Source organism: Burkholderia sp. AU30280 (genome assembly GCF_020420125.1).
Taxonomy (GTDB): Bacteria; Pseudomonadota; Gammaproteobacteria; order Burkholderiales; family Burkholderiaceae; genus Burkholderia.
This window is the reverse complement of record NZ_JAIZRY010000020.1, coordinates 84681-100637: the sequence shown is the minus strand read 5'-3', so window position 1 is coordinate 100637 and position 15957 is coordinate 84681. Positions and strand designations below refer to the sequence as shown.

Genomic DNA, 15957 nt, shown 5'->3' with positions numbered 1-15957 from the left:
GGCGTGATCCGGACGCCGAAGCGTGTCGCCGTGCCGCCGTGCGCGATGGATGGCCCGAGCGGATACACGACCGGTCGCGCCGGCACACGAACTGCACCGAATCGGCAAAAACTGCCCGACGACCACGGTGCCGCCCCGCGATTCACCGCATGCATGACGCCTCAGGCCGTGGCTGCGGCATCGAACGGATTACGCAACACGATCGTGTCGTCGCGCTCCGCACCGGTCGTGATCATCGATACCGGTGCGCCCGCGACCGCTTCGATGCGCGCAATGAAATCCTGTGCGACGCGCGGCAGCGCCGCACGTTCACGTACCCCTTTCACGGTGCCGCGCCAGCCGTCGAACCGCTCGTACACCGGCCTCGCGCGCGACTGTGCCTCGTGGCTCGCGGGCAGATGATCGACCCGCACGCCATCGAGTTCGTAGCCGACACACAGCGCGATCGACTCGAAACCGTCGAGCACGTCGAGCTTGGTGAGCGCCAGCGAATCGATACCCGAGATCCTGACGGCCTGACGCAACTGCGCGGCATCGAGCCATCCGCAGCGGCGCGGCCGGCCGGTATTCACGCCGAACTCCTGCCCGCGCGCACGCAGCGTTTCGCCGGTCGCGTCGGACAGCTCGGTGAGGAACGGGCCGCCGCCGACCCGCGTCGCATACGCCTTGGTGACGCCCAGCACGTGGCCGAGCCTCGACGCACCGAGCCCCGTACCGGCCGCCGCCGCCGATGCAACGGTACCGGACGACGTCACGAACGGGTACGTGCCCCAGTCGATGTCCAGCATCACGGCTTGAGACCCTTCGAACAGGATGCGCTCGCCGCGGTCGGTCGCATCGTTGAGATCGGCCCAGACGGGGCGCACGAACGGCAGGATCCGCGGCGCCAGATCGACCAGCGTCGCCAGCATCGTGTCGCGGGAATACTCGTCGAGCCCCAGGCCGCGGAACCACGCGTTGTGATGGTCGACGAGCACATCCAGTTTGGCGGCGAGCTGGCCCGGTTCCGCGAGATCGCCGACGCGCAGCCCGCGACGCCCGACCTTGTCCTCGTAGGCCGGCCCGATCCCGCGCAGCGTGGTGCCGATCGGCTCGCGACGCAGACGCTCCTGCGCCTGGTCGATCGCGCGGTGTATCGGCAGCACCAGCGTCGCGTTCTCGGCGATCGACAGGTTGTCCGGCGTCACCGACAGCCCGAGCTCGGCCACCCGCCCGATTTCCGCGAGCAGCGCTTCCGGATCGAGCGCCACGCCGTTGCCGATCACGCCGCGCTTGCCGCGCACGACGCCGCTCGGCAGCAGCGCGAGCTTGTACGTCTTGCCGCCGACGACCAGCGTATGACCCGCGTTGTGGCCGCCGTTGTAGCGTGCAACGAGATCGGCCTGTGCCGCCAGCCAGTCCACGACGCGCCCCTTGCCTTCGTCGCCCCATTGGGCCCCCACGACCACCACGTTCGGCATGCTACGTACTCCATGTGAGAAATTCAGACAATCGTTCGGCCGAACCGGCCGTTTGTATGCCATATTGGCGGAGCTTAAGCACCCGATCAAACGATAAAACCTGAACCATCGTGTCAGTAAATCTCACACGAACCATGCAATGGCCCGACGACTCCCTCCGCTGAATTCGCTGCGTGCATTCGAAGCCGCCGCGCGCCTCGGTAGCTTCACGCTGGCCGCCGACGAACTATGCGTGACGCACGGCGCGATCAGCCGGCACGTGCAGCAACTGGAGACGTGGCTCGGGCGGCCGCTGTTCGAACGCCACAACCGACGGGTCGAGCTGACCGATTCGGGCCGTGCGTATCTCGCCGAGGTCGGGGCGTCGTTCGACCGGATCGCGCTCGCCACCGCGCAGCATTTCGGCCATGCGCAGCCACGCGTGCTGCGCGTGAGCGCCCCCGCGACGTTTTCGTTGCGCTGGCTGGTGCCGAAGCTGTCGTCGTTCCAGGTCGCCCATCCGGCTATCGAGGTGCGGCTGTCGACGTCGAACGAGCCGATCGACAAGCTGCGCGACAGGGTCGACCTGATCGTTCGCGGCGGCCCGCAGGCCATCGACGGATACGTTGCAGAGGAATTCCTGTCCGAAGTCCGGCTACCGGTGTGTGCGCCGAAGCTGCTGGAGGGGCGGCCGTTGCATGCGCCGGCCGATCTCGCCGGCTTCACGTTGCTGCACGCGGCCACCTATCCCGGCATGTGGCCCGAATGGCTCGCGGCGGCCGGACAGCCGAATCTCGTGCCGCGCCACTCGCTCACGCTCGAGCATTTCTACCTGACGCTGCAAGGGGCGCTCGACGGGCTCGGCGTCGCGATGGGGCCGATCGCGCTCGTCGCGGACGACATCGCCGAAGGTCGGCTCGTGCAGCCGTTCAGCGAACCGGCGCTGCCGCCGTGGCGCTACTTCACATACGTGGCTTCGGCACGCGCGAACGACGAAGCGGTGCGGGCGTTCAAGGACTGGCTGAAGATGACGGGAAATGCGGCAGCGCCCGGCGGGCGGAACTGACTGGGTCAGTGTGCGGGAGGGCGTGCGCCAAGACATGCAGGAATGCGAATCAAATAACGCAAGCGTATCGATTGCGTTTTCCCTCGTCGATACCAGGAATGTGGTTTTCGATGTGCGCCGTGAGATCACGACGCACGCGGCAAGCCGCGGATCGAACCGTGGCTTGCCGCCGGCCGACGCTTACTGACCAGCGCCGGCAGCTTTCTTCTCCGCGTTCTGCAGGTTCTGCGGATAGTTAGGATCGTTGGCCGCCGGCTTGTAACCGGCATCTTCGAGTTTCTTCAGCTCGGCGGTGTTCTTCGCACGTGCAGCCTTGTGCTCCGCCCTGCGTTGGGCCCTGGCCGCCTTGCGTGCCTGGCTCTTCGCTGCCTTCGCGTCCTGTGCCGCGGGCGCGCTGGCGTCGGTCTGCGCAAACGCGGGAACTGCCGAGCCGAACAGGAACGCGGCTGCAGTAGCAGCCAGCGTGAGTTTTCTGATCTGGATTCGCATCGCTGAACTCTCTTATCTGGTTTATCACGGATTGAAAGACCATCGAGATACCGCCCCTGACCCGGTCGGTTGTCATGCCGCGTTCGGGACCAGTGCATCATAACCGCGCCGCGAAAAATGTGGCGTCAACGTGCAAGCGCAATTGGGATACACGTATGGGAGAAAACGTGGGGGGCCGCTTGACTGTCACAGGCAGGATGAACTGTGTCGTGCGTGTCGGCACGCGTGCTGAGCGCGCGGTGGCGGAGACGGGAAACGGTCGGTGCCCCGTGCTTCAGTGCCGAGGATGGGCCATGTCCGCGCGGTGCAGTGTGATGTGCGTTACCCATGACTGTTTCATATACGGTGCCGCCGGCACGCTCACGCTTGATGCGACCGTTATCAGATCAATCACGATCACAGCATCAGCAGTCGAACTGTGTGCCGCGTTGCCAGTCGCCGCGGTTCAAGCGACGGTTCCTCCCATAAACGACCACGATTCGGTTTTACGGTAATCAGGGCATGCGCGATCGAATCGCCGCAGCGCCCAGCAATCGCTCCGGCAACCAATCACCGCGCTGTGATGCCAAGCGTTACCCGAGCCCGTATCACTCGTCGCCGCGCGGTCCTGTGGCCCGTATGACGAAAGGTGTGGACACGTTGCGCGCGGTGAAGAAATCGGCGGGAATCACTTCACGGCTACGCCGACGGTACAGCACCGAGGTCGCCACGCTGGTTTGGCGATCGTGGCACGTTGGGTCGTGATGTCGCGGCAATGCTTGTGACCCGTCCGATTCCGCTCTGGAACGTATCGCGCAACATGCGCGGATCACAGGATTTTCATTCCGCGGTTTTGGCCGCCGGGAATTCAGGCGGGAGTCGCTGCCCGCACAGCATGCCGATTCCTGCGGCCTCGTCTGGTTGGTGAGCTTTTACGGGATCCGGAACTATCGGAAGGTGAGAATGTTCGGGATCATTGCTCGAATTCGATTGCGGTGAGCTTCGCGGTCGCCCGCATCTTCACGTTGGTTCACGGCATGCACCAGATCGACCCAAGAGCCGGCGACGCGTGACCCACCGGGTCCATCTATGGGAAGCCGTTCCCGGGCCTCTCCTCGTGAGACGGACGCACAGCATTGAACTTGGGTTGGTCGCTCCAAAGGTAGAAAGTTGGAAGATCACGGAGGCAGCAAATCGACTGGCGTCGATTTCCTCTGTGTACAGGCCACAGGCTAAATTTGACGAGATGCGTGGGCGGGCAATCGGAAAAACTTGTCCATGGACAGGGAAGCGTGAGTGCAAAAATCCCTTCGCCTGCTGTCCCGGATGATTTCAAGCTGCTGTGAACGAAACCACAGAGATTCGTGTTTTCGGAACGCTGATCTGCTTTGCCGGTTGGGAACAGGTGCTGGCGAGGTTACGGCGCCGGGTTTTGGGTCCCATAAATGGGAACCTGTGCCTGGAAACGGCACTTTCTTCCCGTTTTTCTCCCATAGGTTTCTACGTTTCAACCGATGTGAGTGGGTGCTCACCTCTTCTGGAAGCCTTGTCGGGCCTGGAGCCAGTGTCGATCGAGGAACCAAGTCATTGTTTTCAGGCTTGAATCGACGGTTTGAGTTGTCTGGGACACCACAGACGGCTACCCATTGGTAGCGGTTTATGGGGTTCGTCTTTCTGCGGAAGCGCACGTGTGTTTACATCTTTTGTTAACCACGTTTACTTCTTTAACTACTTTTAGACGGCTCACAGCCTTATCTGACAAGGGTTTGATGGGTGTTCGGTACCCATTTATGGGAGCACAGGTGTAAGGGGCTGGGGGTTAAGGTCTGTGGATTTGGGGTTTGGGGTACCGCGTTGTGGGGAATCGGGGTTGTGGATATGGGGCAAGCGTACCCGGTTATGGGAAATCGGCCCGGAAACGCGTTGGGTAGTCGTCTATGGGAATGCCTGTAGGTAGCCTTTTATGGGGCGCTTTTTTTGATCCGTGGATGCCGGGTCACACAGTGTTTTTTCTCGGGTAGCCGGTTATGGGGCGCCTTAAAGGTAGCTGGTTATGGGTAGCATTTGGGTCAGCTCGGTTGCGTGCCACCACGATTCCCTATGGCTGGTTCCCATGGACAGGATCGATGGCACCAACAGGTAACCTTTTATGGGGAAACCAACGGGTTGCCGTTTATGGGAGCGATGTCTGCCTTCAAGGCCAAAATCACCGCAGTCAACGCTACCGAAGCGGGTCGATAGGTACCCTCCTGTGGGAATCGGCAAAGGTAGCAAGTTATGGGAACAAAACAGGTCTGTGCTGCAGAGCATCACGAATTCGCGAACCGATCTCGAATCCGCACGTTTGCTTCCCATGGATGGTTACCTCGGCCGGGGCAAATCTCATGCCGGGTTTCCGTGTCCAGGCATGAAAGGTAGCGGCTTGTGGGAAGCATTTTTGACGAAAGGTAGCTGGATATGGGGTTCCGCACAGATCGTCTGATCGTAAATTTTCTTTTTGTATCATAAAGTTATGAGCGATAGTGCAAGTAAAGCTGGAACAAGGGCGTTGCTCGTCGACGTGAAAAGGTATAAAGTCCTCTCTCACCAAGGTCACCTTATCCGGACATTACGATGCCGCGCAAGCCCGCAAGCAAAGGCTCAGACAAACAGGTTTCGCTGTTTCAGACACCCGAGCCTCCCGACTTGCTGCGCAAGGCGGTCCAGGCGATTCATATCGCGCCCAAGTCCGGAAAGATCGGTCTGCAGCAGCGCAAGATGTTCAGCTCGCTGATCAAGAACGCGCTTCGACAGGAGGCGTTCGAGCCAGGCCGGACGAGCTTCTCGATCTCGATTGCGTCGCTTTCGCACGAGAGCGGGTTGAACAGCAACAACACGAAGTACGTGAAGGACACGGTCAACTCGCTGATCAGTACCGTCGTCAACTGGGACTATCTGGCCGCGGATCGGTCGACAGTCTGGAAAGCATCGGGCCTGCTCGCCGGCGCGGAACTCGAGCAATCGGTGCTGAAGTACAGCTTCTCCGACCAGATTCGCAGCGAGTTGCTCAACCCCGAGATCTACGCACTGATCGATATGCGGATCGCCCGCGAGTTCCGGCGGTCGCACTCGCTCGCGTTGTGGGAAAACACGGTGCGCTATGAGGGGATCGGCATCACCGCGAAAATCCCGCTACCGAAATTTCGTGACCTCATTCTCGGCCAGGACAAGGCGTCGCAGTCGTACAAGGAATACAAGCTGTTCAAGAGCAAGGTCCTGGTGCCGTGCATTCAGGAGGTGAACGAAGTTTCGGATCACACGCTCGAGTTGATCGAACACAAGTCCGGCCGGAGCGTGGAGGCGGTCCAGTTCAAGGTGACGCGCAAGCAGAGCACCGATACGGTCGAGGACGGCGACGTCAAGAACGAAGCGCTGGTCGAGGAGGTCGCCAAGTTCGGCATCCCGCGTTCGGAAGCGCGCCGGCTGATTACGCAATACGGTGTGCAGCGTATCAAGGCGGCGATTGCCTATACGCTCAATCGGACTACGAAGAAGAATGCGGCCCCGGTCGATAACGTGGCCGCCTATTTCCGCAAGGCGCTGACGCACGGCTACACGCTGTCCGACGGGCAGGGAACGGAGGCGGCCGCGCCGGCGAAGGAATCCGCGCAGAGCAAGCAGGAACAGATTCGCGACAAATATCTGGCAGCAAAGGTCGAGGAAGCCGGCGCGTATTTCCGCGAACTGGAGATCGACGACCAGACCAAGCTGATCGAGCGTTACAACGAGACGGTGGCAGGCTCGAAGGACCTCACGCTGTCGCCGAAGAAGAAGGCGAGCAAGCTCGCGCAGACCAGCTTCTTCCGATGGCTCGCGCTGGATACGTGGGGCGAACCGACCTCGGACGACTTGCTGGAATTCCTGCTGAAAAGCAGTCTCGCAGGCAACTGAACAAGGCCTCGCGGCCGGTGTGCGTCGCGAGCCGGACATTGTCGTCCGGCTTCGCGGTGCACACCCGGATGCGAGGCCTTCTGCTTTTCGCGCGTTACTGCTGCGCGGCCGTTGCCAGCTCGGCAACGTACGCGTCGATGACGGTCTTGAGCTTGTCGGCGAGCGCCTCCTGGTGCGATGCGTCGACGCCCTTGAGTTGCAGATCCAGGCGTCCGTCCGGATAGGTCTTCAACTGGCCGATCGCTCGCGATTCGAGCGCGAAATCGTGGCGAACGCTGTAGCGCGTGCGCCCCGCTTTCTTGCTGCTGTCGCTCTGTGCACGCAGGAAATTCTCCAGATCTCGAACCGATTTTTTCCGGTCGATCACGGCCGTCAACAGCCGGTCGGCCGTCGGCTCGCCCAGGCGTTCGAAGATCAGCTTCAGGAAGTACGCCGCCTGCAGGCCGACCACGTCGTTCGCGCTCGCCATCCGTTCCAGGAGGGTGTTCGGGAGCGCGTTGAGCGACAGCGTCTTGCTGATCGAAGCCTTGTCCTTGCCGATTTTTTCCGCCAGCGTGTTCTGGTCGGAAAAGACCTTCTCGTCGAGGAGACGCTTCCACGCGACCGCATCGTCGAAGATCGTCTGGCGTTCGTGGTCGTGGTTCGCGCGATACGCGATCGTGTAGAGCTGCTCGGGCGTGTGATCCGTGCGGAACGTGGCGTTGATGGTTTCATCGCCGTTGATGCTCGTCGCGCGGAGCCGACGTTGCCCGTCGATCACCACGAGCTTGCCGGGAAACTCAGGGAGTCGCGTAACCTTGATCGGCTCGATCTGCCCTTCCCGTTTCAGCGTCAGGGCGAGCTCGTGCAGGCTCGACTCGGAATAGAACACCCGCGGGTTGAACGGATTCGGAATGCAATCCTTGACCAATACTTTCTGAGGCGCGCCAAGATCCGGCGTGCCGGGGGGCGTCGCTGCAGCCGGGGCGCTGATGGGCGCTGTCTCGCCGACGACGTTCGGTGCGATCGCCGGTTCGGGCAGTCGCGTTTCGAGAGCCGCATTTTCCTGTGCGAGCCCGCGCAACAGGCCCGCTGCGAGATGCAGGTTGCCGGTCGGCTTCTTGTCTTTCGAAGTGTCCTTAGCCATGGGCGGCTCCGGTAGCGCGCGTCGACGCGATGTATTGGGCCATTTCCGTGACCAGCTTTTCGATTTCCGCCCGGGCTTCCTTCAGGCCCTTCAGGTATCGATTGTGGTGGTGGATCGTGGTGCCGAGCGCAAATGTCTGACGGTAGACCTCGCGTTGCGCGATCTGGCTGTCGAGCAGATGCTCCCCTATTTCTTCAGCTCTTAAAATTTTTAAAATTTCTTCACGCATTTTAGTTTTTCCATTAACACTATTCAGCATTAATGCGGAAGAAAGATTCGGGTTACGGACGGATCGCATCGACTCGATCATGCGGATCATCGCGACGGTGCTGTAGAGGTCGGCCGGCGACGGCGATAGCGGCACGAGGCAGAAGTCGGCGACCTCGAGCACGGAGGCAATTCGCGGGTCTTCGAGGTTGCCAGGACAATCGACAACAATGACGTCGAAGTTCGCGTCCTGTTTCTTGATCTCGCCGCCGATGCCGCGACCGGCAGGGGCCAGAGAAAGAACCGTCATCGGCAACGTGTTCTCGCCACTCGTCACCCACCGGACGGACGTGCCTTGAGGGTCGGCATCGATCAGGGCGACTTTGTTGCCGCCGGCTTCGAACGCAGCGGCGATATTGACGGAGATGGTTGTCTTTCCAGTTCCACCTTTTTGATTGCTGACGGCGATCTTGAAAGCCATTAAATCCCTCCACGGAGTTTTGCGTAATATATGCAATTATTATCAAAATGTCCAGAAAACCCTTCGTTGAGATGTATGTTTTGGTGATCGATGCGGTTGTCACGTGACAAGTGGGCCGAATGGCCAACGAGTCGTCGCGACTGGTGGTCGAGTAAAAATAAAATTGGCGATCACGATTGAAAAGTACGTACGAAGATCGAGAGAAAATTCGACGCATTTCAATGTTGAGGGTGGCGTTAGCGAGTGGCGAGAGGCTGCTGATCTCGTATTGTTCTTGATAGAACTCGTCGGAGCTGCAATCAATCAATTCCTAGGGCATTGCTGGAAAACTCAGTTGTCACGTGACAAGCAGCAGGGATTTGCTCCTTCTCAACGGAATCCGGCGTCAGGAAATCTTTGATTCAATCGAGCTTCCGGTTACGGCGAAATCATTTCGACGCCCGAAATTCTGTCTTTAGCTCGGTGCGACTAACTCGCGCGCGATGAGTTGTCACGTGACAATCGATTCAGAACTGAAGACGGCGTCAGTGAGGAATCGTCTCTCAGGATGCTTTGTGATCGGACTCCATTGAACGTGAATAAGTGGCTCGTGAACGATGAGATGCGCTACCGGTGGCTCGTCTCGAAATGCACTTTTCTGGGCGAGTTCGCTGGCGTGTTGTCACGTGACAACTGAAGTGTTGTATCGGGGGGCTTCCGTGACGAAGTGCCGGGTTACGCCCATGTCAGGCGGCGGGCATCTGTGTCGAAGAGTCGGAGCTATCAGTTGGTCTCCAGACCGTGGGCCTTTATCGCTGACTAGTCGCAATCATGCGTCAGCGGAATGGTTGCTGGGCTACGCACGCGAATGTATATCATCGGTCATCCTTGATATGGCCCCATTTATGTGAAGTGTTCAGATCACGTTCGTCGCATGTGTTGGCTGGCGGGGGAGGGTATAGGCTTTGTCACGCGTACCTCTGAGTTGCGACCAGTGCAGCTGGGAGCTTCCGCGCTCAACTACCCATCAGGGGGCCCGATTTGCGACAAACTTCGATGTTGAAGACCCTACGTCAACTCAAACGGGCCGGATCGTGAAACATTTGCGAGAAATCCGGTGTTCGTTGAAATCCTTATGTGGCAATGAGTTGCGCTATATTCTTCATGTTGTTTCACGCAAAATCGACGAGATCATCCGTGTAAATAGGGGCGCATGATCATTTCGCATGCTTCGCTCCGACGCTGGCGCAAATCCCCGTGAATCGTATTAATATACACGTAATATGTAGTATTTGATATGTTTTTGGCTGATCTGATGCCGCAGACACATCGAACTGCGGCGAATCAGTTGGATGTGCAGTGACGATCTATCCACGCGAGTTGTCACGTGACAACGCACACTCTAGTCGCACAAATCGTTGGATTGCGGCGTGGCGCGTGATTCCCAGCACTCGAGAGCTAGCGGCGAGCGTCAGGAAGACATTCAGAAGACTCAATTGCGAACGGGTAAAGTCCTCATCAGCTAACGAGGTTGGTATGAGGCGACTTGTCCCTAGTCGACGGAGGCTTGCGAGTTCGGATACAGATCCGACGTCGCGAGGTGCCCACGCACCGTTCTGTACTCAAATTGAAATTCGCAGGCGACCCGCCGAGTAATCCATTCGGAGCTGGCAACCAGCACGTATCCCGCTGCGCTCGTCTGGCTCAACCAGATCGACCGGGTCGATACTTCACGCGTGCAAGGTCGATCCGTCCATTCTGCGGATACCACCAAACGCGGCATCCTGAATCTCCGGTACCGCCCCAGTGACGCATAAGTTGCGACCACAGGCAGAACAACATCCGCTCCCCTTCGCAGGCTATCGATATCTCTCCTCGGAGAATTACCGATCAGCCGGCTATATTCCCGATTGAACCGAGTCGGGCTCGCATATCCGACCCTGAACGACGCCGACGCGGCGTCGAGCCGCTCGGGACGCATCAGCCGACGCGCTTCGTTGAGCCGTATCCATTTCTGGTACTGCCGCGGACTTTTGCCAGTGAGCGGGCGGAAGTGGTGGTCGAAGGTCGAACTGCTCATTTGTACCTGCACCGCCAGATCGTCGACGTACGGGTACGCCGGCAACGCGCCTGCCGGAGTCGCGGCATTGCCGCGCTCCGGGAAAAATGTGCAACGACCGCTGGGTCTACTTCGTCGCCTGCGATGCGCAAAGCGGCCAGCGGCGCGATGTCTTGGCAACGGACGTCACGCGTTCGTCGACCGTGCGCCACCACCGCTCGCCGCGGTGCGGCTCGTCGAGTGCGAGGCGCTCGCCCATCCTGGGCGTCGACAGTTCGACGCCGCGCACGATCGCGAGCGCCGTGACGCGTTCGAACGGCTCCTGCCAACGATGCATCGCGAGATCGAACGTGCCGTTGTGGATCGGGACCAGCCAGCGTCCGCGCAAATCGATGTGCGCCTGCACGGTCTCTTCCGGTTGCATGTGCACGTACGGCCATTGCGCGTCGTATGCGCCTGTTTCGATCAGCGTGACGTCGAACGGCCCGAGGCGCTCGCCGATCGTCCGGAAACCGTCGAAGTAGCCCGTGTCGCCGCTGAAGAACACGCGCAAGTCGTCGTCGACGATGACCCAGGAGGCCCACAGCGTGCTGTTGCCGTCGAACAGGCTGCGCCCGGAAAAGTGCTGGGCAGGTGTCGCGGTCAGCGTCAGGCCGGCCACGTCCACGCTTTGCCACCAGTCGAGCTGACGGACTTTCTTCGCGTCGATGCCCCATTCGATCAGGCGGTCGCCGACCCCCAGCGTTGTCACGAACACACCGGTGGTTGCCGCGAGCGCGAGCACCGTATCGCGGTCGAGATGATCGTAGTGATCGTGCGACAGGATCACGCCGCGCAGCGGCGGAAGATCTTCAAGCGCGATCGGCGGCGCATGGAAACGCTTCGGACCGACGCGCCGAAACGGCGACGCGCGCTCGGCAAACACCGGATCGGTCAGCCAGAATTCTCCGCGCAGCTTGAGCAGCAGCGTCGAATGACCGAGCCGGTACAGGCTGCGATCGGGGGCCGCGTCGAGTGCCGCGCGCGTCAGCGAATCGACGGGTAGCAGCCCGGCTGGCACGGTATTGCGCGGCTTGTTGAACAGCATGTTCCAGGCGATCCCGAGCGTCTTGCCCAACCCCTCGGCCGGACGGGGCGCGACATTGCTGAAGCGCTCGCCATTGTGCTGCGGCGAGCCGCCAGACAGCGTGCGGCCGCGTCGGGCGGCCGCAAAACCCAGAATGCGATGAATCAAAACGAGAGGCGATGCCATGTCGGTTCGTCCGGAGTAAAAAGTACACTAAACAGTGTAGTTTATTTCTGGGATAAGTAAACTCCCCGGTGTAAAATTTCTGAATGGATACCCGTACTCCCCCTCTGCGCCTGACCGATCGAAAGCGCGCGGCCATCGTCGACGCGGCCATTGAGGAATTTCTCGCATCGGGTTACGACGCGACCAGCATGGACCGCATCGCCGCGCGTGCGGACGTGTCGAAGCGCACGGTCTATAACCACTTCCCGAGCAAGGAAACGTTGTTCGCCGCGATTCTGCAAAAATTGTGGGATGCGACCCGTACCGGCAGCTCGCCAACCTATCGTGCCGATGTGCCGCTGCGCGAGCAACTGCTCGCGTTGCTGAATCGCAAAATGCGCCTGCTCAGCGACGAGGCATTTCTCTCGCTCGCACGCGTCGCGATCGGGGCGGCCATCCATTCGCCGGAACGTGCGCGTGACATGGTCGAGCGCCTCGGCGAGCGCGAGGAAGACATGACCGTCTGGGTGCGGACGGCCGCGGCGGCCGGGCGCCTGTCCGTGACCGATCCGGTGTTTGCCGCGCATCAGTTGCACGGTGTCGTGAAGGCATTCGCGTTCTGGCCGCAGATCACGATGGGCCAGCCGCCGCTCGCGGAGCCGGAGCAACAGACAGTCGCGCAATCCGCTGCCGACATGTTTCTCGCGTACTACGCGCGACCGGAGCACACCGATGCACCACGTGCCGTAACGGACTGATCGTGCATCCTATCGCACTTGCGCGAATCGAACCTGGCGCAACGCGCATGATTGATGCGTGCCTTGCCACGACGAGCCGGCAAACCGGCAGATCCGCGCAAGCGAACGCGGAAAAGCCCCATCTGGTCTGGCCATTCAGCGGAAATCGGCGATGCCGTCAGCGCACCTGAAACCGAACGTGAGTAACGACGAATGAAGACGCTGTTGATCGTCTATCACACGATGACCGGAGGCACGCAACAGATGGCTGAAGCGGCTGCCGGCGCTGCGCGCGAGCAGCCCGGCGTCGACGTCAGGCTGCAGCGCGCGGATGCGACGAGCGCGGACGACGTGCTGGCCGCCGCCTATCTGTTCGCCACGCCGGAGAATCTCGCGGCCATGTCCGGGCTGATGAAGGACTTCTTCGACCGCTGCTACTACGCGGCGCTCGATCGCGTGAATGGCCGCCCTTATGCGGTGATGATTTGCGCGGGAAGCGATGGGCAGAACGCGTTGCGCCAGATCGACCGGATCGCGACCGGATGGCGGTTGAAGAACGTGGCACCGGGCCTGATCGTCTGTACGCACGCGCAGACACCGGAACGCATCCTCGCGGCGAAGACGATCGACGCCGACGATCTCGCGCGCTGCGCCGAACTGGGCGCCGGTCTTGCAGCGGGCCTTGCACTGGGCGTTTTTTGATCGGCAGCACCGAGACTGCGACGACCGGTCGACGCACGTTTGTGCACGCGACGCGCGCGTTCTCGAGCGGTACCGATCCTGTGGCACGGGGCTGGCCGAACGCCCGGCCCTTAGCTGTCCTTTGCGGTTTCCGAAGGCCGGTGATATTCGGGCCAAAGACGTTTCACGAGATCGCGCGATGCGCCATAGGCGTGGCAGCTGTCGATCTTGCGCGGTTTTCCGTCGCTGTCGCGCTCTTCGAGCGACGACTTACGCATGCCGACCATCGTCTGATAGGCGGTGGTGGCGATCGGCCCGAGCAATTCCTTCAGATGTGTGCACGTATCGCAGGACGGCAGGCGCTTGCGAATCTCGCTGTTCCAGCCCGCACCGATGCTCAATCCGACGAGCGCCTGCAGCGAGTCTCCGCCGCCCGGGCACTGCGCATACGGATGCGACCGGAGGAACGTGGACACGGCCCGGACGACCATGTCGGTGTCGAAGACCAGCGTCACGCCGAGGTCGTGGATCGGCGACAGCGCAGCGACCGTCCGCGTGCCGCCCGGCGGCGTGAAATCAAAGGTCTTGCGGTCCGCGAGGCAGGCTGTGACTTCGAACTGGCCGTCGCTGCGCCGATAGCCGCGCATGTCGATCTGTCGATGGTGAATCTCCTCGCGTGTAATGCCGTCGTGCGGGATGTCGTGTGGGGGAACCATGTATCCGCTCCGTTTCGTACAACCGGTTTGCTCTTTGGGCAGGCAAGGGGGATGCCGACGGCTCGCCGGGGGCGCGGCGAAACGGGCCGAGGTACGCTGCCGACGACATCGATCCGGCCATAGTACGCACTTTCCGGCCTGTTCGTGCGCTACGGGATCGATGCGAACGCAACGAGTCATGCGCGGGCGCCGATGTGATCGAATGGGCACGGCACTTGCGCCGATCCATCGCCGTGATCCTTGCTTCGCACGCAGGCGACGCCGCTGTCCGGGATGCGGAATCGCAGCCGGGGCCCGCGACGTACCGATGCGGCGGGATCCGCGTTCGACGTCCCGACGCGGAATATCAAGTGTCGGGCGTCGATCAGTGCCGCCGGGCGCAGTCGCGGCGCGCATGGCCCCGATTTCCGCTGTAGAGGGTGAACGGCGTGACTTCCGGCAACGTATCCCTATAATGCGCAACACGACCGCATGGACGCATTTCCGGTACCCCGAATCGGCCAATGCAGACCAGCGAGTCAACCAGCCGTCACGCGTACCGGTATACTTCTACTCCTGCCTTGTCCGGCATCGTGGCCGGGTGCCTGAAAACAGAGTGGCGTGCGCGATGCGGCCCCGTTGTGTTCCGCAACGGCGGCAGACGGGGCGCCCGCATGGCGGCGAAGCTTTTGCGCCGCGCGGCATGACCGCACGAACCACACCTTATATTCCTGGTGGATTGAATTTATGGGTTTTGAACAACTTGCCGAATTGCGGGCGCAGCTCGCAGCGAAGGCCAAGCAGGAGCGCAACGCGAAGCGGCCGGCTGCGCCGGCGGACACCGGCGCGAAGCCGAAGTCCGGCGACCAGCCGCAGCGTGGTGCCAAGCCGGCTGCGGCCGGCGGCAAAGCACCGCATCGCGCGAAGCCCGCATCGGCGAAGCCGTCGGCGCCGGTCGATCCGGTCATCGTTGCGATCGGCAAACTGCAGCGTAAGTTTCCGCGCGCGTTCCCGAAGAATCCGGCCCCCAAAGTGCCGCTCAAGGTCGGTATCTGGGACGATCTCGCACGTGAAGCACAGGCCGTCGGGCTCAACGAAGCCGAACTGCGCGAAGCGATGTCGACGTGGTGCCGTGGCAACCGTTACTGGTCGTGCCTTGTCGAAGACGCTGTGCGGGTCGACCTGCAGGGCAACGAAGCAGGGCGCGTTACGCATGACGACGCGGCACGGGCGCGCCGGCTGAAGGCGCGCCGCCCTGGCAAGGGTGCGGCGCAAGCGGCCAAGGGCCCGCAGCAGCAGCCAAAGGCCGGGCAGCAGGCCGAGGCCGCCGCCGAGCCGCAACCGGCAGACGTGGAAGCGCAAGCCGACGCAGCGCCGCAGGTCGAGCAGCAAACGGCCGGAAACGAGTAACCCGCACCGCGCCGCTGCACGCCGCACGGCGCGATCCGCATGCACCTCGCCTGCGGTGAATGACACGGCAGACCGACCTGCCTCGACAGAGGCAGGTCGGGACTGCTCTCACCGGCCCTCGACGTGCCGGGTCCGCACCTGTCCCGCCTCGAACAGATCACCCGACCGGACGAAGAAAGTGCGTCGATCGGCGCTGCATGCGCGATGTTTCGACTTTGCCGTTTGCGCATGGACGGTTCATATGTCCTGAATGCGGAAATAGTTCTGCCAATTATTTCGTTTTCCTAAAATAAAATGATACTGGGCCATCGATTGGCCTGAGAGCGTTCGCGCCAGGTCATCGTGACATGACGACGCGCGATAATCCCGGCTGGGCCGTCGGTTCGCGCGCGCAAGCCGGCCGATGCGATGCAGCTTGCATTTCGAAAGATACGAAAAGCCCACTGCG

The 15957-nt window shown here is 61.3% G+C and carries 11 protein-coding genes and 1 pseudogene; 5 read left to right on the top strand and 7 right to left on the bottom strand.

From position 1 onward, the window contains the following. Nucleotides 1-161 precede the first annotated feature (161 nt). Nucleotides 162-1460 carry an adenylosuccinate synthase gene (locus LGN17_RS33670; protein WP_226201156.1) on the bottom strand — a complete coding sequence of 433 codons (1299 nt, stop codon included), beginning with the start codon at nt 1458-1460 and terminating at the stop codon, nt 162-164. A 139-nt stretch (nt 1461-1599) separates the two neighbouring features. Here LGN17_RS33670 and gcvA point away from each other — a divergent pair, with 139 nt between their 5' ends. Next, entirely contained in the window at nt 1600-2505 is a 906-nt protein-coding gene (gene gcvA / locus LGN17_RS33665) for a transcriptional regulator GcvA (protein ID WP_226201155.1), read from the top strand. A gap of 180 nt (nt 2506-2685) precedes the next feature. Here the strand turns inward: gcvA and LGN17_RS33660 are convergent, their stop codons facing one another. Further along, the gene (locus LGN17_RS33660) at nt 2686-2994 is read right to left on the bottom strand and encodes a DUF4148 domain-containing protein (protein ID WP_175957345.1); all 309 of its coding nucleotides are present in this window, start codon (nt 2992-2994) and stop codon (nt 2686-2688) included. Nucleotides 2995-5586: 2592 nt separating this feature from the next. Here LGN17_RS33660 and LGN17_RS33655 point away from each other — a divergent pair. Further along, nucleotides 5587-6903: a replication initiation protein gene (locus LGN17_RS33655; protein WP_175957347.1), complete on the top strand. Its 1317-nt coding sequence runs from the start codon at nt 5587-5589 to the stop codon at nt 6901-6903. Between the two features lie 94 nt (nt 6904-6997). Here the strand turns inward: LGN17_RS33655 and LGN17_RS33650 are convergent, their stop codons facing one another. The 4 genes and pseudogenes from LGN17_RS33650 to LGN17_RS33635 form a co-directional block, all read right to left on the bottom strand. Then, a complete protein-coding gene (locus LGN17_RS33650; protein ID WP_226201154.1) occupies nt 6998-8029 on the bottom strand; it encodes a ParB/RepB/Spo0J family partition protein in 1032 nt (343 codons plus the stop codon). Next, on the bottom strand, nt 8022-8717 hold the full coding sequence (locus LGN17_RS33645) for a ParA family protein (RefSeq protein WP_011350423.1): 696 nt from the start codon (nt 8715-8717) through the stop codon (nt 8022-8024). The genes LGN17_RS33650 and LGN17_RS33645 overlap by 8 nt, the downstream gene beginning before the upstream one ends. Nucleotides 8718-10509: 1792 nt before the next feature. Beyond that, a pseudogene (locus LGN17_RS33640) lies at nt 10510-10803 on the bottom strand (helix-turn-helix domain-containing protein); the annotation flags it as partial. Nucleotides 10804-10882: 79 nt separating this feature from the next. Beyond that, nucleotides 10883-12007 carry an MBL fold metallo-hydrolase gene (locus tag LGN17_RS33635; RefSeq protein WP_226201153.1) on the bottom strand — a complete coding sequence of 375 codons (1125 nt, stop codon included), beginning with the start codon at nt 12005-12007 and terminating at the stop codon, nt 10883-10885. A gap of 83 nt (nt 12008-12090) precedes the next feature. On the opposite strand from LGN17_RS33635, the gene LGN17_RS33630 reads away from it, so the two are divergent. After that, nucleotides 12091-12744: a TetR/AcrR family transcriptional regulator gene (locus tag LGN17_RS33630; RefSeq protein ID WP_226201152.1), complete on the top strand. Its 654-nt coding sequence runs from the start codon at nt 12091-12093 to the stop codon at nt 12742-12744. A 192-nt stretch (nt 12745-12936) separates the two neighbouring features. Further along, a complete protein-coding gene (locus tag LGN17_RS33625; RefSeq protein WP_226201151.1) occupies nt 12937-13425 on the top strand; it encodes a flavodoxin family protein in 489 nt (162 codons plus the stop codon). A gap of 110 nt (nt 13426-13535) precedes the next feature. Here the strand turns inward: LGN17_RS33625 and LGN17_RS33620 are convergent, their stop codons facing one another. Beyond that, nucleotides 13536-14120, bottom strand: a complete 585-nt coding sequence (locus tag LGN17_RS33620) for a DUF2889 domain-containing protein (protein WP_226201150.1) — start codon at nt 14118-14120, stop codon at nt 13536-13538. Nucleotides 14121-14846: 726 nt separating this feature from the next. Between LGN17_RS33620 and LGN17_RS33615 the strand changes: the two genes are divergently transcribed. Then, entirely contained in the window at nt 14847-15509 is a 663-nt protein-coding gene (locus LGN17_RS33615; RefSeq protein WP_226201184.1) for a ProQ/FinO family protein, read from the top strand. Nucleotides 15510-15957: the final 448 nt, after the last annotated feature.

Coding starts and splice junctions, on each gene's coding strand:
- LGN17_RS33670 (WP_226201156.1), bottom strand. CDS start 1,460: ATGCCGAACGTGGTGGTCGTGGGGGCCCAATGGGGCGACGAAGGCAAG.
- gcvA (WP_226201155.1), top strand. CDS start 1,600: ATGGCCCGACGACTCCCTCCGCTGAATTCGCTGCGTGCATTCGAAGCC.
- LGN17_RS33660 (WP_175957345.1), bottom strand. CDS start 2,994: ATGCGAATCCAGATCAGAAAACTCACGCTGGCTGCTACTGCAGCCGCG.
- LGN17_RS33655 (WP_175957347.1), top strand. CDS start 5,587: ATGCCGCGCAAGCCCGCAAGCAAAGGCTCAGACAAACAGGTTTCGCTG.
- LGN17_RS33650 (WP_226201154.1), bottom strand. CDS start 8,029: ATGGCTAAGGACACTTCGAAAGACAAGAAGCCGACCGGCAACCTGCAT.
- LGN17_RS33645 (WP_011350423.1), bottom strand. CDS start 8,717: ATGGCTTTCAAGATCGCCGTCAGCAATCAAAAAGGTGGAACTGGAAAG.
- LGN17_RS33635 (WP_226201153.1), bottom strand. CDS start 12,007: ATGGCATCGCCTCTCGTTTTGATTCATCGCATTCTGGGTTTTGCGGCC.
- LGN17_RS33630 (WP_226201152.1), top strand. CDS start 12,091: ATGGATACCCGTACTCCCCCTCTGCGCCTGACCGATCGAAAGCGCGCG.
- LGN17_RS33625 (WP_226201151.1), top strand. CDS start 12,937: ATGAAGACGCTGTTGATCGTCTATCACACGATGACCGGAGGCACGCAA.
- LGN17_RS33620 (WP_226201150.1), bottom strand. CDS start 14,120: ATGGTTCCCCCACACGACATCCCGCACGACGGCATTACACGCGAGGAG.
- LGN17_RS33615 (WP_226201184.1), top strand. CDS start 14,847: ATGGGTTTTGAACAACTTGCCGAATTGCGGGCGCAGCTCGCAGCGAAG.